The organism is Testudinibacter crocodili, from assembly GCF_006228025.1.
Lineage (GTDB): Bacteria > Pseudomonadota > Gammaproteobacteria > Enterobacterales > Pasteurellaceae > Chelonobacter.
This window is the reverse complement of sequence record NZ_VDHF01000099.1, coordinates 1-26,057: the sequence shown is the minus strand read 5'-3', so window position 1 is coordinate 26,057 and position 26,057 is coordinate 1. Positions and strand designations below refer to the sequence as shown.

Annotated in this window: 21 protein-coding genes; 5 read left to right on the top strand and 16 right to left on the bottom strand. The window is 45.1% G+C overall.

Annotated features, from left to right (window positions below):
• Positions 1–311 precede the first annotated feature (311 nt).
• The 16 genes from FHQ23_RS10520 to rpmH form a co-directional block, all read right to left on the bottom strand.
• Positions 312–1,034, bottom strand: coding sequence for a YwiC-like family protein (locus tag FHQ23_RS10520; protein ID WP_139614283.1), 723 nt, complete (start codon positions 1,032–1,034; stop codon positions 312–314).
• The gene (locus FHQ23_RS10515) at positions 1,031–1,981 is read right to left on the bottom strand and encodes a bile acid:sodium symporter family protein (protein ID WP_139614282.1); all 951 of its coding nucleotides are present in this window, start codon (positions 1,979–1,981) and stop codon (positions 1,031–1,033) included. The genes FHQ23_RS10520 and FHQ23_RS10515 overlap by 4 nt, the downstream gene beginning before the upstream one ends.
• Before the next feature lie 125 nt (positions 1,982–2,106).
• Positions 2,107–2,568 carry a GNAT family N-acetyltransferase gene (locus FHQ23_RS10510; protein WP_139614281.1) on the bottom strand — a complete coding sequence of 154 codons (462 nt, stop codon included), beginning with the start codon at positions 2,566–2,568 and terminating at the stop codon, positions 2,107–2,109.
• Positions 2,569–2,601: 33 nt separating this feature from the next.
• Positions 2,602–3,963 (bottom strand): tRNA uridine-5-carboxymethylaminomethyl(34) synthesis GTPase MnmE, encoded by a 1,362-nt coding sequence (gene mnmE / locus FHQ23_RS10505; RefSeq protein ID WP_139614280.1) that lies wholly within the window; start codon positions 3,961–3,963, stop codon positions 2,602–2,604.
• A gap of 324 nt (positions 3,964–4,287) precedes the next feature.
• On the bottom strand, positions 4,288–5,379 hold the full coding sequence (locus FHQ23_RS10500) for an aminotransferase class I/II-fold pyridoxal phosphate-dependent enzyme (RefSeq protein WP_139614279.1): 1,092 nt from the start codon (positions 5,377–5,379) through the stop codon (positions 4,288–4,290).
• Positions 5,380–5,404: 25 nt separating this feature from the next.
• On the bottom strand, positions 5,405–6,268 hold the full coding sequence (locus tag FHQ23_RS10495; RefSeq protein ID WP_176552306.1) for a phosphotriesterase family protein: 864 nt from the start codon (positions 6,266–6,268) through the stop codon (positions 5,405–5,407).
• Between the two features lie 8 nt (positions 6,269–6,276).
• Positions 6,277–7,617 (bottom strand): YhfT family protein, encoded by a 1,341-nt coding sequence (locus tag FHQ23_RS10490; RefSeq protein ID WP_267963692.1) that lies wholly within the window; start codon positions 7,615–7,617, stop codon positions 6,277–6,279.
• Positions 7,618–7,711: 94 nt separating this feature from the next.
• The gene (locus FHQ23_RS10485) at positions 7,712–8,089 is read right to left on the bottom strand and encodes a DUF2620 domain-containing protein (RefSeq protein ID WP_139614277.1); all 378 of its coding nucleotides are present in this window, start codon (positions 8,087–8,089) and stop codon (positions 7,712–7,714) included.
• Positions 8,090–9,319: a phosphopentomutase gene (locus tag FHQ23_RS10480; RefSeq protein ID WP_139614276.1), complete on the bottom strand. Its 1,230-nt coding sequence runs from the start codon at positions 9,317–9,319 to the stop codon at positions 8,090–8,092.
• Positions 9,309–10,472, bottom strand: a complete 1,164-nt coding sequence (locus tag FHQ23_RS10475) for an alanine racemase (RefSeq protein ID WP_139614275.1) — start codon at positions 10,470–10,472, stop codon at positions 9,309–9,311. The genes FHQ23_RS10480 and FHQ23_RS10475 overlap by 11 nt, the downstream gene beginning before the upstream one ends.
• A 2-nt stretch (positions 10,473–10,474) precedes the next feature.
• A complete protein-coding gene (locus FHQ23_RS10470) occupies positions 10,475–10,876 on the bottom strand; it encodes a PRD domain-containing protein (protein WP_139614274.1) in 402 nt (133 codons plus the stop codon).
• A 231-nt stretch (positions 10,877–11,107) separates the two neighbouring features.
• On the bottom strand, positions 11,108–12,016 hold the full coding sequence (gene yhfZ / locus FHQ23_RS10465; RefSeq protein WP_139614273.1) for a GntR family transcriptional regulator YhfZ: 909 nt from the start codon (positions 12,014–12,016) through the stop codon (positions 11,108–11,110).
• A gap of 137 nt (positions 12,017–12,153) precedes the next feature.
• Complete coding sequence (gene yidC, locus FHQ23_RS10460) at positions 12,154–13,779, bottom strand: membrane protein insertase YidC (protein WP_139614272.1); 1,626 nt, start codon at positions 13,777–13,779, stop codon at positions 12,154–12,156.
• A gap of 17 nt (positions 13,780–13,796) precedes the next feature.
• Positions 13,797–14,066 (bottom strand): membrane protein insertion efficiency factor YidD, encoded by a 270-nt coding sequence (yidD, locus tag FHQ23_RS10455; RefSeq protein WP_139614271.1) that lies wholly within the window; start codon positions 14,064–14,066, stop codon positions 13,797–13,799.
• Positions 14,030–14,389 (bottom strand): ribonuclease P protein component, encoded by a 360-nt coding sequence (gene rnpA / locus FHQ23_RS10450; RefSeq protein ID WP_139614270.1) that lies wholly within the window; start codon positions 14,387–14,389, stop codon positions 14,030–14,032. Before rnpA ends, yidD begins: the two co-directional genes overlap by 37 nt.
• 29 nt (positions 14,390–14,418) lie before the next feature.
• Positions 14,419–14,553: a 50S ribosomal protein L34 gene (gene rpmH / locus FHQ23_RS10445; protein WP_084255372.1), complete on the bottom strand. Its 135-nt coding sequence runs from the start codon at positions 14,551–14,553 to the stop codon at positions 14,419–14,421.
• A 275-nt stretch (positions 14,554–14,828) separates the two neighbouring features.
• On the opposite strand from rpmH, the gene FHQ23_RS10440 reads away from it, so the two are divergent.
• From FHQ23_RS10440 to recF, 5 genes are all read left to right on the top strand, one after another.
• Positions 14,829–20,003: an alpha-2-macroglobulin family protein gene (locus FHQ23_RS10440; RefSeq protein WP_139614269.1), complete on the top strand. Its 5,175-nt coding sequence runs from the start codon at positions 14,829–14,831 to the stop codon at positions 20,001–20,003.
• A gap of 91 nt (positions 20,004–20,094) precedes the next feature.
• On the top strand, positions 20,095–22,296 hold the full coding sequence (gene pbpC, locus FHQ23_RS10435) for a penicillin-binding protein 1C (protein WP_139614268.1): 2,202 nt from the start codon (positions 20,095–20,097) through the stop codon (positions 22,294–22,296).
• A 144-nt stretch (positions 22,297–22,440) separates the two neighbouring features.
• Positions 22,441–23,784: a chromosomal replication initiator protein DnaA gene (dnaA, locus tag FHQ23_RS10430; protein WP_139614267.1), complete on the top strand. Its 1,344-nt coding sequence runs from the start codon at positions 22,441–22,443 to the stop codon at positions 23,782–23,784.
• A 15-nt stretch (positions 23,785–23,799) separates the two neighbouring features.
• A complete protein-coding gene (dnaN, locus tag FHQ23_RS10425) occupies positions 23,800–24,900 on the top strand; it encodes a DNA polymerase III subunit beta (protein ID WP_139611586.1) in 1,101 nt (366 codons plus the stop codon).
• A gap of 11 nt (positions 24,901–24,911) precedes the next feature.
• Entirely contained in the window at positions 24,912–25,991 is a 1,080-nt protein-coding gene (recF, locus tag FHQ23_RS10420; RefSeq protein WP_139614266.1) for a DNA replication/repair protein RecF, read from the top strand.
• Positions 25,992–26,057 lie beyond the last annotated feature (66 nt).

Genomic DNA, 26,057 nt, shown 5'->3' with positions numbered 1-26,057 from the left:
ATTTGTAAATATTTAACGAGTTATTATCGTGTAAAGTAAAATTTATTAGATAAAAAAGCAAATAGCGCTGTTAACATTATAATCGTTATGTGATACAGATCACAATAATAAATCCTATTTCAGGGATAAAACACCATTTGAAAAAGTTCCCGTCTATTTTGTATAAAAATATAAATTATCGTTATGCGGAACAATAAGAGAAGTGAACGGCTTATTTTTCGTATAAAATCCATTAAACTTACCCTGCTAGACATTATCCTATCGTGTAATATATATCAACAACCCTACACTTCCTCATTTAAATCAAATAATTACACCAACAACCCAAGCAAAAACAACAGCGAAATTCCCATTTCAATCAGCCCGATTTGCTTTGGATTGAGCCGTTTACGCGGCATCAGCCACACCGGTATAATTATCGCTCTGAGCAAAGCCGGCACAAAGCAAAGTGCGGTTCGCAGGTCAAAATAGCCTATCGCCAACACGCATAATAGATGAAAAATCATCGAGGCTTGCAAGTAGCGCGGATCTTTGCGCTCGCGCAGAATGCTTTTCACATACAGCGTGATGCCGACAAAAAATAGGCTGGGATAGAGCAAAACCAACATAATTTGGCGATCAAAAGTGCGGTCAGCAAAATAATATGCCGCCATGCCAGCAATAGCGAAAATCGCAATCGCCGCCAAATCATTGCCCAGCGCGCGCTCGTTTTTTTGCTTCACATAATAGATATTCAACAATCCGAACGGCAGCATCGCCAATAAAAAATACAGCAGTTGCCAGTTATGCCACAATGCCGGAAGAGAAAATAAAAGTGCGGTCAGCCCGTAGCCGATTGCCCAAGTGCGGTTTTGCGTCAAATTCCGTCCTTTGAACAGATTAAAAAACGGATAGGTGAACAGATACAGACAAGCCCACGCCAGCAATAAAAAAGCGTGCTGCCAAACAATCATCGGTGATGACAACATGCCGTATAAAAACGGCAGCAATGCCATCACGATTGCACCGTGTTGGTTGGAAATCACCAGTTTCATTTTGCACCGGAATTTGTTTTTTTCTGTTTTAACGAAGCAAAAAATGTCGCCAAAATCGGGCCGGAAACATTGTGCCAAAAGCTGAATACCGCACTTGGCACCGCCGCCAGCGGATTAAAGTGTGCATTTGCCAACGCCGCCCCTAAGCCGGAATTTTGCATGCCGACTTCAATCGAAATCGCTTTGCTGTCATAAGTACTCAGGTTAAATAATTTGGCAGTGAAAAAACCGATCAAGTAGCCCAAACCATTATGTAGCACCACAATGCCGAAAATAATCAAGCCTGATTCTATGATTTTATCTTTGCTGACCGCCACCACGGCCGACAGAATCAACACAATCGCCACCACTGAAAGCAGCGGCATACTTTGGCTCAGCTGCGCCATTTGTTTTTTGAACAAGGCACGCACCACCAAACCCAAGAAAATCGGGAACAGCACCATTTTTAACACCGAGACAAACATGGCAGCAGCATTGATATCCAGCCACTGGCTTGCCAAAATATAGAAAACCGCAGGGGTTAAAATCGGTGCCAGCAAGGTTGAAATGGTCGTGCAAGCCACTGAAAGTGCGGTATTGCCACGTGCTAAATAGGTCATCACATTGGACGACGTTCCGCCCGGACACGAGCCGACCAAAATCACCCCAATCGCCAAATCCGTCGGCAAAGCAAAGCCTTTTGCCAAACCGAAAGCAATCGCCGGCATAATCACAAACTGGCTGACCACCCCGATCAAGACCGATTTCGGATGTTTAAACACCTCGCCGAAATCATTGAACGTCAACGTGATCCCCATCCCGAACATCACGATGCCGAGCAAATACGGAATATAACTGACAAAAGGCGAAAAATAAGCCGGAAATTGAAAGGCTAAAAAGGCAAACAGTAAAACCCAAAGCGCAAAGGTTTTGCTGACAAAATGGTTAATCTTGAGTAAGGTTTGCATGGAAAATCTCTTTAAATGAAAAGAGGTTGACCATAACAAAACTTTTAGATGATTTCAATTCTCACTAAGGGGCATTTTTCTGCAAATGCGTTTACGTTCGGCTAAAGTGCCAGCAGCATTTCATACTATGATATACCGCCGTGTTTGAATGCTGACGGTTTGAGATAGCGATAACCGAATTTTTCATAAAAACGGATATACTCCGCTTTGCACATCAGATAAATCGCCTGTTTCCGTCGACACCGCATCAGCTCGATAAACTGCTGCATTAAGCGCACGGAATAGCCACGCCCCTGATAATGCGGGTCGACCACCACCGACATAATCACCACATTCGGTGCGGCTGGGTCATGTCCAATTAGTTGTTTAAATTGTTCATCGGACATCACCACGTTTTCGGCACACCCACTATTGATAAAACCAATAATCCGATTCCCCGTTTCTATCAACAGAAAACCATCTGGATATTGTGCTATCCGCAGTGCGATCTTTTCACGACTCGCCGCTTCATCTGAGGCATAAGCAGTTGATTCAATTTCAAAACAACGATCAATATCTGCTATTGTAGCCTGTCTAAATGTCAGCACAGGGTCTTCCTCCGAGTTAGAATCTGTTGATGTTTATTTACCGATACAAAACGAGCTGAAAATATTGCTTAACAAATCATCGGACGTGAATTGCCCGGTGATTTCGCTTAATGCGTCTTGCACCATACGCAGCTCTTCTGCCAGCAGTTCGCCTGCATGAAATTGGGTCAGTTGGATATGTCCGCTTTGCAAGTGTTCGCTGGCGACTTGCAACGCTTCCAAGTGGCGACGGCGGGCAAGAAAACCGCCTTCGGTTACCGTTTGGTAACCCATCGACTGCTTCAGGTGATCACGCAGCAACTCAATACCGCACTTGGTTTTGGCTGACAAACGGATAGTGGTGTAGCCGTCATGTTGTTCAATTCCTTCCGTTTCGCTGCTCAAATCGGCTTTATTACGGATCACCGTGATCGGCATCGACGTCGGTAAACGCTCGATAAATTCCGCCCAGATTTTATGCGGATTCAACTCCTGCGTGGTGGTGCTGTCGATCATCAACAGCACATGATCCGCCTGTTCGATCTCTGCCCAAGCACGATTGATACCAATGCGCTCCACTTCATCGGTCGCTTCACGCAAACCGGCGGTGTCGATAATATGCAGCGGCATACCATCGATATGGATATGTTCACGCAACACATCACGGGTCGTGCCGGCAATATCGGTGACAATCGCTGCTTCGCGCCCGGCAAGGGCATTCAGCAAGCTGGATTTACCAGCATTCGGACGTCCGGCTATCACCACTTTCATGCCTTCTCGCAATAGCGCACCCTGTTTTGCCTCAGACTGCACGCTGCTTAATTGTTGGATAATTTGCTTCAGGTGTCCTTCAACTACACCGTCCGCCAGAAAATCAATCTCTTCATCGGGAAAATCAATCGAGGCTTCCACATAAGTCCGCAGATAAATCACCGCATCAACCAACTGATTGACTTTATTAGAAAACTCCCCTTGCAACGATTTCAATGCCGAGCGTGCCGCCTGTTCCGAACTGGCATCAATCAAATCGGCAATCGCTTCCGCCTGCGCCAGATCCAGTTTATCGTTTAAAAATGCCTGTTCGGAAAATTCCCCAGGACGGGCAATACGAATCCCGTCTAGCTGCAAAATTCGTTTTAGCAGTAAATCCAGTACGACTTGTCCGCCGTGGCCTTGCAGTTCCAGCACGTCTTCACCGGTAAAAGAGTTCGGTGCTTTAAAATACAATGCAATGCCTTGATCCAATACCGTGCCGTCGCTGTCTTTAAACGGCAGGTAGTCGGCAACACGCGGTTTCGGGCACTTGCCCAGCACCGCTTGTGCCACCGCAACCGCTTTAGGGCCTGAAACCCGCAAAATCCCGATTCCGCCGCGGCCAGGTGCCGTGGCTTGGGCGACAATGGTTTCTTTATTCATAAATATTCCTTGCTACAGAATAGAACAAACCGCACTTCTGGATAAAAGTGCGGTTTTAGACCGTTAACAAAGGTTAAAATACACGATTAATATTGTAAAAGTAGGGGGGATTAACTATCCGCCCGAACCGAATTTTGTATTTTCCCTTTATTGATTAAGTGCTTATGCCGCACTTCGCAAACGGGCGGATATACAATCCGCCCCTACCTTGCCTCATCAAAGATCTGTGTCAATAATCTGAAACCGCACTTTCAACGTAAGGTGCGGTTTTCACCTAAATTTAACGATAAAGATAGCAGATTTTCAATTTAATTGAAGCCTATTTTATGATGATAATGCAGATAAACTCTGTTTTAAAATGGTTAATACGGTTTCAGCCCCCGCACGATTCGGGTTAATTCGGATAGTTCGCTTTTCTAATCCCGGATCGGATTGACGAAAAGTGCCGGAAACACGATAAAACAAGGGTGGAACTTCATATTTTGATTCGGCTCCCACCGGATAAGGTAATGCACCAAACCGAGGGGCGGTTTGTAATACCTGCTCAGCAATTTCATCAAAAAATTCAACAATTAATACTTTTGATTGCGCATTGGCTAAAAATGCCGACTTCACTTGTGGAACAGCCCCGTTATTAAGCCGTTCAACTAATTCATCATTGACCTGTGCCTGAACCGCTTGCATCACAGGCGCAAAAACCAGCCCACGCAATACTTCCATCGCCAAATGCCCCTGAATTTGGCAACCACCTGAATAGTGCGATTGTCGAATTTTTATGATTGTGGCTGAATCACCGACAATAACGCCAACACCTTCAGGCCCAAATAATTTAAAACTGGAAAAGGTGGACAAGGTCGCCCCTAATTCACAGCCAATATTCATCACTTTCATCACTGCATAATTATCATCGACCAAAGTCGGAATATTTTTTTCCTGACAACATGTAAGGATCTGCGCCAAATCGAAACTGTCCTGTGGTTGCTGCCTTGTATGTTGAATCAATACCGCCTGTGGTTGAAAATGCGCCAATGCCATTTGGAATTGCGCTGCTTGATTAAAATCAGCTTGAACAACCTCTAAACCCATCAGTTCAAAGGTGGTTTTCGTCGTTGGATACACGGGTGCGGTGTGGATCAAAATCCGTTGATTGGCTTTCAATAATGCCGCCAATCCTTCGCGAATCGCACCACTGCCAGCGCCTTGCACCAAAACAGCAGCTTCGGCTTGAAAAAAATCAGCGATGGCATTTTCGACCAAAAAGGTGGTTTTCGGTTGATTCAAACCGCACTTTAAGCCGAGATCAGCGCCAAGCAAAAATTCGCCATCGGTAAAATGGCGTGTAATTGCCGCGACTAACTCAAACTGCTTTTGCATGGCTTGAGATAACGTTAGGCTTTGAAGTGGAAAAGTTTTCATCGATTGTCCTCAATTTATTGCCGTTCTACTGCAAAATACGGTTTGGATTGTGCTGTAAAATAATTTCAATATCCGCTTCCGTCACTCCTCGCTCAAATAATAACGGGATAAACTGTTCGAATAAATAAGCATAACCAATGCCGCCATTTGCTCTCAAGTGCGATTTGCGCGTGATATCCACTGAAAGCAATAACTGTTGCTGATAACCGCACTTGACTGCCTGACTGAATAAATCTGCTCTAAGCTCATCCGACTGATAATTTAACTTTCCAATCGTATCGAATTCAACATAAGCCCCCCGATCTAACAGACGGAACAGATAATCCCGATCACCGGCTAAATCAGTATGCCCAATGATAACTCGGTCTGAATTCAGTCCCATTTGTACAAACAAATCTAATTGTTCTTCGCCAAAACGTCCTAATGATGTGTGCGTTGTCACATATTTATCCGTTGCCAATGCCGCGAGCGCTGCCGCTTGTAATAAACGGTGTTCATCTGGATTAATTCCCTCAAATCCGCTGCCCACTTCACCGATAATGCGGGCTTTGCGCCCGCTATTTTCAATCCCCTGCTCAATTTCATCAATAAAACGTTGTGCTATTTGTTCAATCGTTTGTTGGTAAAACCAATCCGGCAAAAAAGGGGTTTTATAACAACCGGTTGCAGAAATAATCTCGATGCAACTTTGCAGTTGAACCTGCTCTACATAGGGAATATTACGCCCCATGCCGATATTGGTAACATCAACAATGCGTTCAACCCCCAATGTTTTCAGGTATTTAAACTCCTCAACCATTAACTCAAAACTATTCAGCAGGCAGTCATCATTGTTTTTGACTTTTGATAAATCCAAATAGATATGTTCGTGCATTAAGGTGTAGCCCATCATTCCTCCTACGACAATCCGACGATACTCAATATATTGGCAACAATACCAACAATGATCGTTGCGACTGGTCCAATTGCCATTTCAACTAATGGGCGTTTTGAAGTGCGGTTGAGCAAGTAAATTCCGGCAACAATCATAAAACCCATACCTGGTAAAATCGCATTGGAAGCGATCATTCCGCCAACCAATAAAGATATTTCCAGCATTTTGGTAATCGCAGTACGAATATGATCACCGCAGGCTTTTACACCGGGATATTTATCTAACCACAATGCGAGTTGCGCCAAAAACCGCACTTCTGCCAACATAATCACTACACCGGCAATAAAGGCTAAAATCGGATTATCCAACGCTAATCCTGCCACAAAGACAAATTTCATACCATCCGGCGAATAGACACCGGTTGCAATTGCCGTTGTGCCGACCAACGGAATAAATCCAATCGCTCTTGCCAGTGAGACTAAGGCCGCACTGGTCTGCTGATCTTGCGCCATCAATTGTAGCGAGACCGGACCTTCGGCTAATAAGCTGAAGGACATGGTTGCCGCCACTGCGGTCAAGCCACCACTTAATGAAAGGAGCAACCAATTTTTTTGAATACGTTTTACACGCTCAGAGAACAAACCCAGTAATATTGCATTACTGCCCTTTTCACCGTCCGCTAAGGGTTTTGCTTTTTCACGCATGGCAAAATAAAACATCGCAATCATTGAAAATAGCAACGCAACCCCATTCGGATCGATTTTCACCGGTTTCAAGACCTCATCGCTAAACTGAATTTCACCAAAGGATTTGGTTAAGGCATAGCCGATCACTGTTGCAATTAACACCCAAATACCTTTTTTATAACCATATTGATAAGACACCACCAATGCCGGGAAAATAGCAAAACAGGCAACAATCGGATCACCCACTTTACTCAGTGAACTAATAAAATTCACCGGCATCATCGCAAACAATTCCACAACTGATTTTAAACCGACCATTAAACCCAGTGCATAAATTGCGCCTAAAACCCCGGAAAGGATAAATCCTTTGCGATTATCCGGTGTCCATGTGCCGATAACATCTGTACCTAACAACAAACTATGCACGAGAATAATCGGGGCGGTGAGCGAAAAGGGAATGCCAAATCCAATCACTAATCCGAAACTCAGTGCAAAACTGGTTGCAGCAAGGGCCTTTCTGCTCATTCGCCCTTCAACATATTCCGGTACTAACGGACGCAATCCATCATGAAAAACGGCAATACTGCGGTTTGCCATCATGGCGGAAATTGCGCCGATAACCGCCATCAACATCAAATGCTGCAATGGGATTTCCATTAATTTAGCTAAAACTTCCATAGGTTACTCCTTCAACTCGTGTCTGAAAGACTGAATTGATTCTCAGGACATTACCACAAACCTGAATGTCAATATGGGTCTCTTTCGTTCATTATCATGATCCGTTTTTTGCGACTAACAAGCTCACCACAAGGGGCACAATGCTGCCAATATCTTGTGCCGTAAAACCAAACGCGACTTTGCCTGAATGTACCGCTTGTGCAATTTCATTATCTGATAAAATTTTGCCGGGCATACCCAATGTGACACAACGCCCAGCCCCTAAAATGGCGATAGCCATGGCTAAAGCGCCACCACCACCGGTATTACAAGCGCCAAAATAGTAATCGGCACTGCCAGACTGAATTGCCATCGCCGCTTCAATATCATTCAGCACGGCAATTTCAACAATTTGCCTTTGTTTCATAAATTCATCGGCTAGTGCTGCTGCCAATGCCTCTTTTTCAATTTGTCCACCTACGACAATTTTCATTTAGCCTCCTGATTTCATACAATCGATAAGAAACGATGTTCCATTTTCTGTTGTTTGCGCTGCAAAAAAATCACATACCGAAGCACCGACATCAGATAAAGTGGAACGCTCCCCTAGGTAATATCCTTGCTGTTGCTGCCGATAAACCAATAGCGGCACTTTTTCTCGTGTATGTCGGCTATGTCCGATAGTCGGATCATTACCGTGATCTGCCAATACAACGAGATAATCCTGTGGCTTCATCGCCGCCATAATTTTCTCAAGCCAACGATCAACCACTTGTAAACGATCCGCATAACGCGCCACATTTTGTGCGTGTCCGGCAAGATCCGTTTCTTGAATATTGGTGCAGATAAAACGGCTGCCGCTCTGTTGCACATGTTTTAGGGTTAGTGCGAGGATTTCATCCGAATCGACCAATTGTCTATAATTAACCCCGTCACTGTTCTCAACAATATCAGCGACTTTCCCGATTAATACCGTCGGAATGCCTTGCTGCTGCAATAAGTAAGGCGCTTGCGTTTTTGCCTCAACGCCATAGCCCAGATGGGCGACTTGGAATCCATTATCATATGCACCGGATTTTGGTGCGTTTACGCCAATATATTTTCCTTGTTTTGTCTCGATTGCCGCAAGAATGCGACTGCTCTCTCGCAATAAGCCACCAAAAGCAATGACCCGTCCGACATTGGCAATCTCTCGCACCACTTTCCCGACATTGACGATGGCATCAAAGCCTACCGCACTAATATTGCCGGTAATATTATAGACTTGCCCCAAATCCGCTTCTAAATTGTCGCCAATCGCAATGTGTCCGTTCACCCACAACAGGGGTAAACCTTCACGAAAAATCCGTTCAACCTGGTAGCCCTGCTTTATTAAATGGTTCTCTATTGGATCAATCATTTCAATAAATGGGACAATTAAAGGCTGCTTAGGCTTGCTCCCCATAATTTCCTGATGCCCCATAAAGGTATCGCCACCTTGATGTTGTAACAATGCCGTTCCATAAACCGCACGTTGTGAAAATGTCATCGGCGAATAACACTTTCCCAATACATTCATCAACCCCAATTTTTCCAACATCGGTAAATATAATTGTGGGCTTTGTTGCAGAATATGCTCACACGTATTTGCACCAATATCTTGCGGACGAACTTGTGCCACATCAGGCATTTCTCCTACACCAAAGCTGTCAATCACAAGTACAATAAATTTTTTATCCTCCATATTCCCCTCTAATTGGATTGCCTAGACTGTCATAAATATCAATAATATAAGGTTCACCATTGCTATGGTGATCGATTAAGACAACATCACTACGCGTCACAAAAATTTGGCTACGAAAACACATAATCACAGGTTCGCCAACGGAAAAATGCCCTTGTAACGACAAGGTATAATCAATATTATCATTTGCGAAAGGCAAAAGTGCGGTTCGACTTAAATCCTCGCCGACCAGTGCAGTTTGTGCATTTCCGCGACGATAATAGCCACCGCCAAAACAATAGGAATGACCACTAAATTGATGTGAAATTTCACTCAGATACAGCATCGCAATGGCTTCAGGCTGATCCCCTGCTACATTTAGAGGAATAGTTCCGGTTAGAGCATGCCCTGGTTCTGCGTGAGTTGCTCCCATCTCTGCCAACAGAGGAAACCCATTAATGCAAGTAGAAGACGGCGCATTGATTTGCGTTACACGAATCGCACATTGTTCTAAAATTTGCTTGGCCTTAATTAAGGTATAAAAATTGTGCGTCGCCGCTAATCGCTGCTGATTCTCATCAAACAATAAGCAGGGAAAATGTGTCACGCCAACAATTTGAACAAAAGCCAATCGTTTAACCCGCTCGACAAAATCGGTTAAATCCGATAAATAAATGCCACTTTCTTGACCGGGATAAAAAACATCGCCATCCGCACACACCTTAATCAACAGTGGCTGTGTTTTTCCTAACTGGGCGGCGACTTTTGCTATCTGCTGCACTTTTTCAAATGAATAAACCGTGATCACTTCAGGTTGCTGTTCTAAGACTTGTTTAAGCATCGCTGTCGGCGTTTGCACCAAATGCCCGAGATGAGCAACAGGCAATTGATACGAGTAATAATGACGTGCCTCTTTATAATCAACGGCGACCATCCCCGCAAATCCCAATTCCAGCAAACGTTGCGATAAATAGGGATTGCGCCCAAATTGCTTTGCCATCAAATAAAGCGAAATATCATATTGTTTAGCACAGTTAAGCAATTTTTCGCCATTGTTCAAGACTTGCCCCACATCAATAATATAACTATCTGGCAAGATCGTTCCGCTTTTCCATAATTTGAGGGCACTGGCAATCAAACGGGGATTTTGTTTTTTTAATGCTGATATAAACATTTTCAATCCTCATTTTCTTGAAGATTTGACTTGAAATAATTGGCTTGCACTAAGCTAAGGCTATACCAATTCGCAATCAGATAGCTATTTTCAGATTCAGGAATAACCAAATCGGGAAATTCAGATTGAATCAAGGCTAACATATTATGATGATAAGCAATCAACTGCGGATATACCTCACTGGATTGAATTTCTTGCATGCTCTCAGCATCTAAGCCGACGGTTTCAATATTATTTTGACGGATTCGCATTAATGCCATGGCAAGGTGAGTTAATAACATTTCAACTTGCAGCATCTTACAATCTATTCCCGATTGCAGTAACTGCTGGCGAACCTGTGATATAAGATGTAAAACACGTTTATCAATTATATTTGCCTGATACAAAATCTCAAATCGTTGCATAATTTATCCTTAGGGTCTGTTGATCTTTTAAGTATATTATTTGAGCTAAAACTAATCCTTTTAGCCTAGCACGGCAAAGCCGTACTAGGTTACGCATAGATCAGCCGCTTTGCGGCTGTTTCAGAGAGGCAAAGCCTCTCATCAATGCTTAACCGATTGCGACCGTAGGTCGCTGTCGGATAAAATCACACTCTTTTTGCTTGATTTATAAACACAAAAGATCAACAGACCCTAGTATGACGGCTCTATTTTTTCATTGAATACTAATTGTTGATGTTGCAAAATCATTTCACGATCTGCATACAAATGAAATAATTGCTTAATTTTTTCATTCCCTTTTTTAATTAAAATCACTGCCTCTGTCGCACGATTAAATAACTCATTCTTTTTAAGTGATTTAAAAGTTAAATGATGTTTTTTAAAATCATTTCTATCGCCAATATTCCAAATAACGCCATCAATAATATGATTTTTTAATAGAGAAAAACTGTTGTTATACGTAATAGGAACAATCTCTACTTCTTGTTCAGCAAAATACCATTCAGTGAGTTTCAACTGATCGGGCGAACGAATATCAACCCCAATTTTCTTTAAGGAATTCTCTGGCTCATCACGACAAATCAGCCCATGCTCCTGCACATAAGAACCCGCTCCCAACTGCATCACAATCTCTAATTTATCTTGCTCTAGCCAGTGTTCACAGGCTAAGTGAGAACTTACCGCCAAATCATAAATGCCATTATAAAGACACTCTAATCTCGCTTCAGCGCCACGCATATGGGCAAAATAGAGCGGAATATTTTCAAATTGCAACTTAAGTCCACTTGCCAATCCTTCATATAATTTCGTATAGGGTAATGGCATCACACAAACTAAGCTTGAAATATTTAATAATGTCACCAATTGATGCGGATTAATCTGTTTCAAATAAGAACCCTGACAACCCTTACGCTCTAAATAGATAAACTGGTTACTTTCTAAGGTTTTTAGTGCCTTTTGAATTACCCCGACAGAAATACCAAACTGCTCTGACAAGCGGCTAATGGTTTCAATACGTTGTCCCTGCTCAATATTTAAAAAATACTGCGCCAACTGAAAGAGTGCGATGTAATCTTTTTTTATAAAATCAGTATCAATCATTTTTATCTATAAAGTTCATTTTTTTGAAGATTATAGCGGGTAATAAAAATAAAAAACATGATCCAGCTTACAAAATTAAAAAAAACAAAAAAGGCGTTCTTCTTAGAACGCCTTTTCAAATCCATTACGCAATTAGACTATTTCTTACCGCGCGAATGCAACCCTTTTTTCTCCAAACCACGATAGATTAACTGCTGCTGGATAATCGTGATCACGTTGGAAACCAACCAGTACAACACCAAGCCAGCCGGGAACCATAGGAAGAAGATGGTGAACACTACCGGCATAAAGGTCATGATTTTTTGTTGGGTCGGGTCAGCAACCGGCGTCGGCGACATTTTTTGCAACAAGAACATCGAGCCACCCATCAGCAATGGTAAAATGTAGTACGGATCTTGTGCCGATAAGTCTTGAATCCAGCCGAAGAATGGCGCGTGACGTAGTTCGACCGCTTCCATAAAGGTCCAATATAACGCGATGAAAATCGGCATTTGCAACAGAATCGGTAAACAGCCGCCAAGCGGGTTCACTTTTTCCTCTTTATACATTTTCATCATCTCTTGGCTCATGCGCTGTTTGTCTTCGCCAAAACGCTCACGCAGCTCCTGCATTCTCGGTTGCAGCATCCGCATTTTTGCCATTGAGGTGTATTGCGCTTTGGTCAGCGGATATAAAATCGCTTTCACCACAATGGTAACACCGATAATCGCCAAGCCCCAGTTAGAGACAATGCTTTGAATGAATTGCAGTAATTTAAACAACGGTTTGGCAATAAACCACGCCCAACCGTAATCCACCGTTAAATCCAAGTGCGGTGCCACAGTTTCCATTTGATTTTGTAATTTCGGACCAGTCCACAATTTGCTGTTGATAGTTTGGCTACTGCCGTCGGCAATCACTGTGGTCGGCGCACGGAAACCGATGAAAGCAAACTGTTGGTTAGTGCTGCTGTATAAATGGTTATCCGCATGTTGATCCGGAATCCAAGCGGTCACAAAATAGTGTTGCAGTAGTGCCACCCAGCCCGGTTTGGTATTAATCGACAAATTGGCTTTTTGCATATCTTCGAAACTGTATTTTTTATAGTTAGTCTCAGAAGAAGAATACGCTCCTCCGGTATAAGTCGGCATCGCCAAGTTGGTAGAGTGATCAACCAAAGTATGCTTGATTTGTGCATACGGCTGCAATTCGATCGCTTGTCCGCTGTGGTTGGTGATTTGATAATCCACATCGACCGCATAACTGCCACGGTTTAAGGTGAATGTTTTAATCACTTGCACGCCGTCTTTTTCCAGCGTCAACGGGATTTTGATTTGATCTTGTCCGTCTGCCAGTTTAAAGCTGTCGCCGCTGATTTGATACTGAGCACGGGCAGTTGGCGTATCAATACCGTTTTTACCGATCAATCCGCTTTGTGCCACATAAATCAAATTGTTGTCGTTTTGCATCAAAGAAAACGGTGTGGTTGAATTCAACGTCGCATCATATTTCAATAAATTTGAATCCACGATATCGCCACCTAATGTGTCGATTTTCAGGCTCAGCACATCACTTTCAACACTAATCACTCGCCCTGTCGTCTGATTATCTACGTTGGCAGCTGCTGCGCTGGATGATGTTGGGGTATCGCTGCCGTTATTGACTACCGTTGTTTCTTGCGTAGTGCTCGGCTTTGGCAACACATAGTCAATTTGCCATTGCTGATACACCAAAAAAGAAATAAACAGTAAAGCGATAACTAATAAACTGCGTTTTGAATTCATTGTTTTTCTCTGTATGGTTAGTGTTTGTGGTTGTGGTGGTTTTGCCCAGAACCTTTCGGCGGAACAGGATCATCGCCACCTGCACTCAAAGGGTGACATTTTAATACACGTTTCAGCGTAAGCCAACCACCTTTTAACGCGCCATGCGTTTGAATGGCTTCTAGTCCATATTGTGAGCAAGTCGGATTAAAACGACAGCGAGGACCAAGCATCGGACTGATGATTAAACGATAGCCTTTAATCAAAAAAATTAAGGCTTTTGCGCCAAACGACGGTGACGTTGCCATAACTTCTCCAAAATATCGTTCAAAGTGCGGTTATCCAGTTCGCCAATCCCCTTTCTGGCGACAATCACAAAATCCATTGCAGGAAGCTGATGTTGATTCAAACGGAAATATTCTCGGCATAAACGTTTAATTCGATTACGTTCGTGAGCGCGTTTTAAATATTTTTTCGCGACAGTCAAGCCTAGACGAGGAGTATCCAGTTGATTAGCTCGGGCGAGAATAGTGATTTCAGGGCGACTTGCGCGGACAGGTTGCTGGAAAACAAATTTGAATTGTTCGGGAGTCAGCAAGCGTGACTCCCTAGGAAACTTGTGCGTAATCACACTAAGTGCGGTCGGTTAGGCAGCGTCAATTAAGCTGACAAACGCTTACGACCTTTGGCACGACGACGTGCTAAAACTTGACGGCCGTTTTTGGTCGCCATACGGGCGCGGAAACCGTGAGTACGGCTACGCTTTAATACTGATGGTTGAAATGTACGTTTCATAACTAAATCTCTACTTATTATTTAACAAAAATGTCTCAAGGGTACTTCAGGTATCCTTTGCTTCTAAAAAGCGCCTCCACAAGAAAGATTTTATGGCTACCCAAAAATAAGGAACCGAATTTTAATCGCAAACGGCAGACAAGTCAATTTCAGATTCACAAAAAGGGCAATTTATTTGCTCCCTCACCAGATAATCTGGTCCGACTATCACTTAGGCTTGTTTATCGGATGTAAATAACCGATAATCACAACACTATTCTTTTGGAGGAACAGTTATGAAAAAGCTTGTTACCCTGCTGTTGACACTATGCCTCTGCCCTATCTTCTCACAGGCAGCCGTCTGGAATCAGACAACCTTAGATCAAGCCGCTGAACAGACGATAACACAGCTCGATCTGTTTTTGGATGAAAATCCAAAATCTTCACTCTATTCTGAATTTACTCAGAAACAACTTCAACAATTGCGCGCGGCGGCAGAGACAAGCAGTTCGGCTCAAAATCTAAACTTTCAGAATCTGAAAAATAAAAATCAACTGGTTTCAACCCTATATAACATTGCCGATAAAAATTTTTATGGTGATCGTTTAGTGCCGTACCTGTACCTATATAACCAATATTTTCCATCTGCCGAGAATCAATATAAGCTGTACAGCATGATCACCGACTATGATCAACGTAATATCGAGTTTACTTTTCCCGCTTTTCAACGTTATGTTTCACAGCACGCCAACGTCGCTGATGTGCAACAATATTGGCAGCATTTCGTCAATTCATATGGCTTTAAGCTGAACAATGCCAATGTGCAAAACAACTTAGACATCCCGTTGGTTTGCTTGAACTTCTCCCAAATCGTGAACCCCGAACCACTACAAAACTGGAAACAATTTCTTCATGTCAGCCCGAACAACAACGTTCAATGGCAGTATCAAGGTGAAAATCTCTGTTTCCAAGGCGAATGGCAAACCGAGTATGCTCTGCAAATTGATCCCAAATTACAAAGTGAATATCGCTTGGGGCTAACCAATCCGACCGAGCAGGATCGGCTAGTGCATCTAAACATCGCTACCGGCAACCGCACCCCGATGCTGCGGTTTGCCAATAAAGGCAAGGTACTGAATGCTTATAGCGAACGCAATCTCAATTTGGAATCTGCCAATGTGGATAAAATCAATCTACAACTGTGGCAAATTCCTGCGAATAACTTGGCAAGTTATCCGGTACGCGACCTTATCGCTTCCAATGCCTATTGGTGGCGTATCGATTCTACCTTGAACGAGAACGCTCGGTTATTGTTTGAAGGGCATTTTCAGCCCGAAACCACGCTGCAAAATCAAACCAACAGCAGTAATATTTTCTTCGATGACTTGGTAGAAGAGATGAAGCCCGGCGTGTATGTGTTGAAAGCCAGTCCCGAGAATAACGAAGAAAATACCGAATCAATCGCTTTTACCTTAAGTAACAACGGCTTTACGGCGTATAAAACCTCACAAGGGTTGTGGGTCGAAGTACGTGATTTGGAAAGCAAAAAACCCGTTGCTGGGCAAACTGTCAGCTTATATGCCAAAGATAACGATATTCTGGCAACGGTCAAAACTGACAATAATGGTATCGCCTTTTTCGAACAAGCGCATATTAGCGGTGAGCGTGGTGCAACCCCAAGCCATATTATCAGCCTTGATCAAAACCGCATGGGCTATTTGGATTTGCTGAGCGACAGCATTGATCTGTCTGACAAAGGGCTGTCTGGCGAGTTGGCAAGTCCGCTAATGCAAAGTTGGGGCTGGTTTGATCGTGGTGTTTACCGCCCGAATGACACCGCTAATGCGATGTTTTTATTCAAAACCCCTGACGGAAAATCGTTCTCCGGCGCTTCAATTTGGGCGACCCTCATTCGCCCTGACGGCAAAATATTCTCAGTGAATGAACTGAAACCACACGACAACGGAGCTTACTACTTCAGCCACTATTTTCCAGCTATTGCCCGTTTAGGCAACTGGAAGCTGCAATTGTCACTAGCAAATGATGGCAAAGGATACCTCACCGAACACAACATTAATCTGGCGGCTATTTTGCCACAGCAAATCAGTGTGAAAACCAGCCGCCAAACACCAATATTACGCAGTGGCGAAACCGCACTTTTCGATATTAAAGCCGACTGGCTATACGGCTCACCGGCAAGTGAGCTATCAAGCCATGTCAACTGGCTGATTCAAAGCAGTGATGAGAGCAATCCGCAATGGCAAGCCTGGAAAAATTGGCAAATTGGCTTGTTTGACGAGCAAAGCAAAGCTAGCTCGCAGCAAAATACGTTGCCTGCAACCGATAAACAAGGCATCAGCCAATTTGCGTTACCACTGACCAACCTGCCGCACAGCAGCAAACCATTGCAGCTAAAATTACAAAGTGCGGTCACCGAACCGAGCGGACAAGAGGTGATCGACACCCTGACACAAAATATCCAACGCAATGAGCCTTATCTGGCGTTAAAGGTCGAAAACAACATTGCGCAAGTAGCACTGATTGACGAACAAGGACAAACTCTCAGCGGTAAACTGGATTGGAAACTGTATCAAGTCAACTACAACTGGTATTGGTATCGTAACGATTCGGGTTGGGATTACAAAGTCAACGAAAACCGATACTTAACTGCCCAAGGCAGCATCAACGCTGAAGGCAAACAAGCGAATACAATTCCATTGCCGATCAACGACGGCAGCTGGGTATTGGAAGTGCAAGGCGCCAGCCCACTGACTGCCGCTTCAGTGCCGATTGAATATGGCAACTGGTCACAACCGAATATCAACAATGCACCGGATACCATTTCCATCAGCAGTGATAAAATCCGTTACCAAGACGGTGAACGGGTAAAAGTGCGGTTGCGAGCGCCGTTTGACGGCCCGGCAAGTGTCAAATTGGCGACACGCGAAATTGTCGATAACTACTCAGTGAATTTTAAAAATGGCGAAGCCGAACTGGATTTCAAATGGCAAGCCGAATGGGCGCAAGGTTTATGGTTATTAGCCAACGCTTGGAACCACGCACCGAACGACAAACAAAACCTGCGAGCCGTCGGTTTACACTGGTTAGGCAGCGATCTGCAACATGTCAATTTAAACTTACAAATTGACAGCCCAGCAGAGACTTTACCTAATCAAAAAATAAGCCTGCCACTACAGTTGGACAAACCGAGTAAAAACACCTGGTTGCAAGTGGCGGTGGTCGATGAAGGCTTGTATCAACTTGCCAAAGCCAGTTTCAACAATCCGCAGGAAGCATTTTGGGGCAAAAAGCAGATTAATCTGGAGATGTTCGATGTTTGGGGCAGCCTGATTAAACAGATCAAAGCACGACAAGCGGCAATCCGCAGTGGTGCTGGCAGTGATGATTCGCTTGAGCTCAGTACTGTCGCCCTCCCGGATTTGGATATTGATCTGTTGACCTATTGGTCAAATCCGATTTTACTTGACGATCAAGGCAAGGCACAAGTCGAGCTGGAGCTGCCGCAATTTAACGGCAAAGTGCGGATTATGGCGGTGGCATGGAATCCGCAACAAATCGGTAGTGCCGAAAAAACGATGATTATCAAAGAGCCGTTGGTGACGCAGCTCAATACACCGCTGTTTTTGTCTGTCGGCGATCAAACCGAGATGAAAGTGCGGTTGCACAACACCACCGATCAAGCACTGCAACTGAATGTAGAGATGAGCGCCAATGCGCAGGTCAAATTCGAGGACAACAAACAAACTCAAGTCATTAAGTTACAGCCGCAACAAGCGATCACGCTTAACCGCACTTTTAAAGTTGAACACAGCGGTAAAGCTGAATTCAAGTTACAAATCAGTGGCGACATTCAGAAACAGTGGCAACGTTTTGCCGACATTCGCAAGCCGGCATTGCCGTTTAATCAAATCAGCTTAAACCAGCTAGCTGCTGGCAGCACATGGCAATCGCCAGCATTGGCACAAGGTAGCACAGTTACGAATAGCCTCGTGTTATCTAACCGCGCACCGTTCGATCCACAAGACGTCATCGGCTATCTGAACACCTATCCATACGGCTGCGTCGAGCAAACTACCAGCGCCTCGTGGAACAATCTGTTGTTAAACCAACTGATTCCGGGTTATCAACTGCCAAGTGCCGATTATCCAGATCAAGCACAACGACAAAACAACCTGAATAATGCGATTTTGCGTCTGGCAAATCAGCAGGCATACGATGGTGGCTTCTCCTTGTGGGGCGGCGATCAATCTGATGTCTGGCTGTCGGCTTTTGTCGGTGAGTTCTTGCTCGACAACAAACTGCAAAATCCACTGTTCCAGCAACACAGCACGCTTAACCGCACTTTGGCTTATTTATATCAAGCGGTCAATAATGCGGATTACACCGACTTGCAACTAAGCACTGCTGACACCAGTGGCTATGCCTATGCCTTATATGTGCTGGCAAAAGCCGGTGAGCCCGCTCAGGGCGCATTATTAAAAGCCTTACCGGTGGTCGCAAAACAAAGTGAGATCTACCCTGCTCGTTTGTTTATTTTAAACGCACTGCTACTGCAAGGCGAAGTTAGTAAAGTGGCTGAACAGATGGCGTTGATCGCCAAAGCACCGCAGGCAATCAGCTTTGGTTATGCCAATTACGGCGCTCAACTACGCGATTATGCCAGTGAAATGGTGCTGTTGTACGAATTAAAAAATCAAGTCGAGAAGCTAAAAATCGCCGACGCACAACTGGCCGAAAATATTGATAGCGCAATCAATGTGGTTTGGGGCGCCCTGCTGAATGCGTTGAAATCAACCCACTATTTCAGCACGCAATCCGCACACTGGCTGGCAAGGTTAGCCACCCTATTACCACAAAGCAACACCACGCTAGAATTAGAAGTGAACGGCAACAAGCTGCAAGTAAACGGTTTGGAAACCCTCAGCTTAAATAATGAAGCGCTGCAAGTGCGAAATCTCGGCACCAACCCAGCGTTTATCAGCCTGAATCAATGGATCACCCCGACAGTCGCCGAGCAGATTGAAAACGGTTATCAGATTGAAATAACCTTCCGCGATCTACAAGGTAAACCGTTGGATCCGGCGGCTTTGAGCTTAAACGAATTGGTGGTGATCGAGTTTGAATTGAGCAAAACAGAAAGCGCACCACAAACCAATGCAGATATGATGTTGGTTTATTCACTGCCCGCTGGTTTCAGCATTCAGGAAAATATGCCGCTGCCGATATTCGAACAGGATGACTCCAGCTTACAGGCCGAGTTCAGCGAAAATCGAGATGATCGTCATTTGGTTGCCTTCAATTTCGCTCAGAATCAAACTTCAGCCACACACCGTATCGTAGTGCGAGCAGCCAAGAGCGGTAGCTGGACAGCACCGGCAACCACATTGGAGAATATGTATCAGCCGCAATACCGTGCCGTGTTACCAGCGGCTGAAGTGCGTATAAAATAGTAAGTAACTGCCACGCCTTAAAACCTCGCAAGGCGTGGCGATTCAATCGCATATTCAGCTAAACAACCTCGATACAGAAGACAATAATCCCATGCTAAGCAGCAACAAAAACACTACGTTTCGCTATCGACGTACACTGATGCTCACCGCACTTTTGCTGCTTTTGCTGCTCTTTGCCGTGCCACGACTACTCGATCGCTGCTTTCCACTGGATTTACAGCGTTATCAACAACATTCACTGCTTATTACCGATCGTAATGGGGAATGGCTGCGTTGGTATCTCTCACCTGACCAAACATGGCGTTTGCCGCTGCAACAACACCGGCTGCCAAACGACTATTTAATGCTGCTGATCAACTACGAAGACCGCCGTTTTTATCAACATAGTGGTATTGATTATCGTGCCGTTATGCGAGCCGTCGGGCAGAATTTGACCGAAGGACGCATCGTATCCGGTGCCTCGACCTTGAGTATGCAAACCGCACGGCTGCTGATGCCGCACAGCCGTGGTTGGTCAGGCAAGTTCACAGAACTGTTTCGAGCTTGGCAGCTAGAACACCATTTCAGCAAAGCGCAAATTTTACAAATGTATATGCAGTTGGCACCGATGGGCGGCAATCTGGAGGGGGTCACCAGCGCCGCTTACTACTATTTCAACAAGCCGGCTGACAAACTGTCACTAGCAGAAGCCGCATGGTTAGTTTCATTGCCGCAATCGCCGTATTACTACCATCCGCTGCGCTACCCTCAACGGGCAAAACAGGCGCGGGATCGCGTGTTGCAACGGGCGCTAGAGGCTGAGTTGATCAGTCCGGCACAATACCAAAGTGCAGTTTCGCAGGCAGTAGAGATTCAAGTGACTGCCTTTCCACTGATTGCACCGCACTTTAGCGATCAAAAACGTCATCAGCACCGCAAGCAAGCTGATGAACAAGCGGTCATCAAAACTTCGCTGCATAAACCGCTGCAAGTTGAACTGGAGAAACTGCTGCTACGCAGCCTATATCAGCGCCATCAAAACAGCAATCTGGCAGCGGCAATTATCGATAACCACAGCGGAGAATATCTTGCCTACGTCGGCTCGGCGGACTTCTTTTCACAAGCTCGATCCGGCCAAGTAGATATGCTGCAAGCGGTGCGCTCGCCCGGTTCAACGCTGAAACCCTTTATCACTCTATTTGCCTTCGACTGGCTAAATTATCAGCCTGCCACCCTGATTCAAGATACCCCGATTACCGCTGATAGTTATCAACCGACAAATTATGACGGCCACTATCAGGGCGAAATCAGCCTGGCGACCGCCTTGGTGCGCTCACGCAATGTGCCGGCAGTTCGGCTACTGCGCATGGTTAATCCGTTTCGATTTAACCATCATTTGCAACAGCAAGGTTTGACGCTGTATTATCCTCCAAACGCACAACCAAATTTAGCCGTCGCCTTGGGTGGCGTTGGGATTAAAGGCAGCCAATTGCTACAGCTGTACCGCACTTTGGCGAATTGTGCCTATCAAAATAGTGCAGAGGAGAAAACCGTATCAAACCGTTCACCACGTTTGGCGACGGCGCAAAGCTGTTGGCAAGTCAGCGAAATTTTACAACAAAGCCAAGATCAAAACGGGCGGATATTTTGGGGTAAAGAGCCGGTCGCATTTAAAACCGGCACGGCTTACGGCTGGCGTGATCAGTGGTTGTTCGCCTACACCAAACAATACAGTTTGGTGTTGTGGAGCGGTCGTGCAGACGGAAAATTTGCTGAGCAGCGTGCCAGCGCCGAAGATCTAATCCCGCTGTTGCGTAATGTGTTAAATCTGCTGCCTCACCCACCTCACAGCTACACACCGCCGAGCTATCCGCTAGCAATTCGTAGCGGCAGCTTGCCACCTCATTTGCAACGTATCAACGAACAATCGATTGCCAATCCACAACGAGCAAGCGGACGCACCCAAAGTGCGGTCAGCGCCGCCCATTTGCCGCTGTCAATCAATACACCGCTACATAACAGTCAGTTGGAATTTCCGCAGGCACGAGATTTAAGCTTACAGATCAGTGGCGGTAAACCACCGTATTTATGGTTTTTAAACGACAATCTGATTGAACAAGGTTTTCAAAACCGCTATTTACTACCGATTAACGGCAATGGCAGTTATCGTTTAGTCGTGGTGGACAGCAATGGTGACAGCGTGCAGAGCGATTTTCGGATCCGTTTTGCTGCTACGCCACAATCTAATCCTAATCGCGCTCAAATAATACCAGCGACCGCTGCTGAACCTGCAACTTCAGCAAGTGCTGATTAGCTAACGCAAAAATCAAGTCATTTTTTTTCGTTTTTTAGACATCGATTCGGGATCTTAAGCGCACTTTATTGTATCATTACGCCTTACTTCGGTTTTTAACCACCTACCGTTAAAATAAATTAAAACAATAAATAAACATGGAGTATCAACGTGTCTTCTCTTTGGCAAGATTGTCTTTCGCATTTACAAGATAAAGTGTCCACCACGGACTTCAGCACTTGGTTAAGACCATTGCAGGCAGAAATCACCGATGACGGCTTGATCCTCTATGCCCAAAACAGCTTCGTCAAAAAGTGGGTCGAAGACAAATATCTGCCGCAAATTAGAGAAACAGCTTGTTTCTTATCTAAAAATGAACGTTTTGGGGTCAAAATTATCGACGGAATCAAACCGGAAAATAAGCCTCAAGCTAAGCCGCAAGCCAGCACACTAAACGGCAACAAAGCGGTAGAAAATAAACCGTTTCGCAGCAATTTGAATTCCAAGCACACCTTTGAAAATTTCGTGGAAGGGAAGTCCAACCAGATGGCACGTGCCGTAGCACAAAAAGTGGCGGACAATCCCGGCGGTCCGACGTCCAATCCGCTCTATCTATACGGTGGCACCGGTTTGGGTAAAACCCACTTGCTGCACGCCATCGGTAACGGCATTGTGGCGTTAAATCCCGATGCCAAAGTGGTTTACATGCATTCAGAACGCTTTGTGCAAGATATGGTTAAAGCACTACGCAATGACAATATCGAAAATTTTAAAAAATTCTACCGCTCTTTAGATGCGCTGCTGATCGATGACATTCAATTTTTCGCCGGCAAAGAGGGCTCGCAAGAGGAATTTTTCCATACCTTCAATGCGCTGTTTGAAAGCAATCATCAGATTATTTTAACCTCGGATCGTTATCCGAAAGAGATCGATAAAATTGAAGATCGACTGAAATCCCGTTTCGGCTGGGGCTTGAGCATTGCCATCGAACCGCCGGATCTGGAAACTCGGGTTGCGATTTTAATGAAAAAGGCCGAAGAAAACAGTCTGGCTCTGCCGGAAGAAGTGGCATTTTTTATCGGACAGAAACTACGCACCAACGTGCGCGAACTGGAAGGCGCTCTCAATCGGGTCAGTGCCTATGCCAATTTCACCGGCAAGCACATCACTATCGATTTTGTGCGTGAAGCCCTGAAAGATATGCTGGCGCTGCAAGACAAGCTGGTCACTATCGAAAATATCCAGAAAACCGTTGCCGAATACTACAAAATCAAAGTGTCAGATCTGAAATCCAAAAGCCGTTCGCGCTCGGTCACTCGCCCGCGCCAACTGGCTATGGCACTGGCAAAGGAGCTAACCAACCGCAGTTTACCGGAAATCGGCAAAGCCTTCGGCGATCGCGATCACACCACCGTGCTGCACGCCTGCCGCACCATTGCGGATTTACGCGAAAAAGACAATAATATCCAAGAAGATTTTTCCAATTTAATTAGAACATTATCTGCATAAAATAAGAGGTTGGCTATGCAATTTTCCATCACTCGAGAAAACTTGATCAAACCGCTGCAACAAGTTTGTGGTGTACTAAACTCGCGGCCGCCGACTGCGGTGTTGCACAATTTATTGCTGCAAGTGGATCAAAATCGCTTGATTTTGACCGGCACCGATTTGGAAGTGGAACTCTCCACCCAATCGCAGCTTAAAAGTGCGGATCAAGATGGTTTTTATACCATTCCCGGTAAAAAGTTTTTAGATATCTGCCGTAGTTTTAACGACGATGCCGAAATTAACGTACTGTTTGAGGAAGATCGTGCGATTATCAGCAGCGGACGCAGCCGTTTCACACTCTCTACCCTGCCAGCCAATGAGTACCCAACTTTAACCGATTGGCACGTCGAAGTGGATTTCACCGTGGAGCAGGAAACCCTGAGCCGTTTGATTGATGCCACCCAGTTTTCGATGGCAAATCAAGATGCCCGCTATTTTTTAAACGGTATGAAATTCGAAACCGAAGGCAATTTGTTACGCACCATCGCCACCGACGGTCATCGCTTAGCCGTTTGCACCATTGCCTTAGAGCAGTCGCTGCCGAATCATTCGGTGATTATGCCGCGCAAAGGGGTGTTGGAACTCAACCGATTATTAAATGAGCCTAGCCAGCCAGTGCGAATCCAAATAGGTACCAGCAATATTCGGGTACAATTCGAACACACCGTATTCACCTCGAAACTGATCGATGGACGTTTTCCGGATTATCGACGCGTATTGCCACGCAATGCCGATCACATTATCGAAGCCGATTGGGCAACGTTAAAACAAGCCTTCTCACGCGCTGCAATTCTGTCTAACGAGCGGATTCACGGTGTGCGCTTGGCGCTGAGCCTGAACCAAATGGGCATCACCTCCAGCAATGCAGAAAAAGACGTTGCCGAGGAAGTAATCGATATTCAATATGATAACGACGAAATGGAGATCAGCTTTAATGTCAGTTATTTATTGGACGTACTCAACGCCTTAAAATGTGAAAAAGTGCGATTTCGCTTCAGCGACTCTAATTCAAGCTGCTTAATCGAAGACTGCAACGAAGCCAGCGCAGAGTACGTCATTATGCCGATGCGGTTATAACGGTTATTGCTGTGGCACTTTCCAGACTGATTATTAATGGGTTTCGCAATTTGCAAGCCGTGGATTTTGAACCGAATCCCGGCTTCAATTTTATTGTCGGCAACAACGGCAGTGGCAAAACCAGCCTTCTGGAAGCCGTTTATTACCTTGGACACGGGCGCTCGTTTAAAAGTGCGGTCAGCCAACGGATTATCCACTACGAACAACCGCACTTTACCCTGCACGCCCGTATGAACGAGCAGCAACACGACTGGGCGTTGGGTTTGCAGAAAACCCGTCAGGGCGACACCACCGTAAAAATCAACGGCGAAGACGGCAATAAAATAGCCGATTTGGCGCAGTTGTTGCCAATGCAGATTATCTCTCCCGAAGGCTTGAGTTTGCTCAACGGCGGCCCGGCATTTCGACGTGCATTTTTGGATTGGGGCTTGTTTCACCACCAAACCGAATTTTATGCCTGTTGGGCAAGGCTGCGCCGCCTGTTGAAACAGCGCAATGCCGCGCTGCAACAAAGCTCACAGTATGCACCGCTGAAAATTTGGGACAACGAATTATCACCGTTGGCACAGCAAATCAGCGACTGGCGCAGGCAGTATACTGAGGCGTTGCGCCCGAATATTGAGAAAACTTGTCGCCTGTTCTTGCCAGAACTGGAGATTCAAGTCAGCTTCCATCAAGGTTGGGATAAAGATCTCGACTATGCCGAACTGCTGGCGCAGAATTTTGAGCGTGATAAAAATATCGGTTACACCGTCTCCGGTCCGCAAAAAGCCGATTTTCGCTTTAAAGCCAACGGCTTGCCGGTCGATGATGTATTGTCACGCGGACAGTTAAAACTGATGATGTGCGCCCTGCGTTTGGCACAAGGCGAACATTTAACCGAAACCAAACAGCGCCACTGCCTGTTCTTACTGGACGACTTCGCCTCCGAGTTGGATCAACATAAACAACGCCTGCTGGCAGAAAGGCTACAACACAGTTCCTCGCAAGTCTTCATCACCGCCATCTCCCAAGATCAGTTAAAACAAATGCCTGTGGCAAAGGGATCATTATTTGAGTTACAGCAAGGAGAATTAGCTCGTTTGCCTTGACCGCACTTTGGGCTTTGATATTTTCTCGTTCATCTTAAATTTAGCTATCGGGTTTCGCCGATGGCG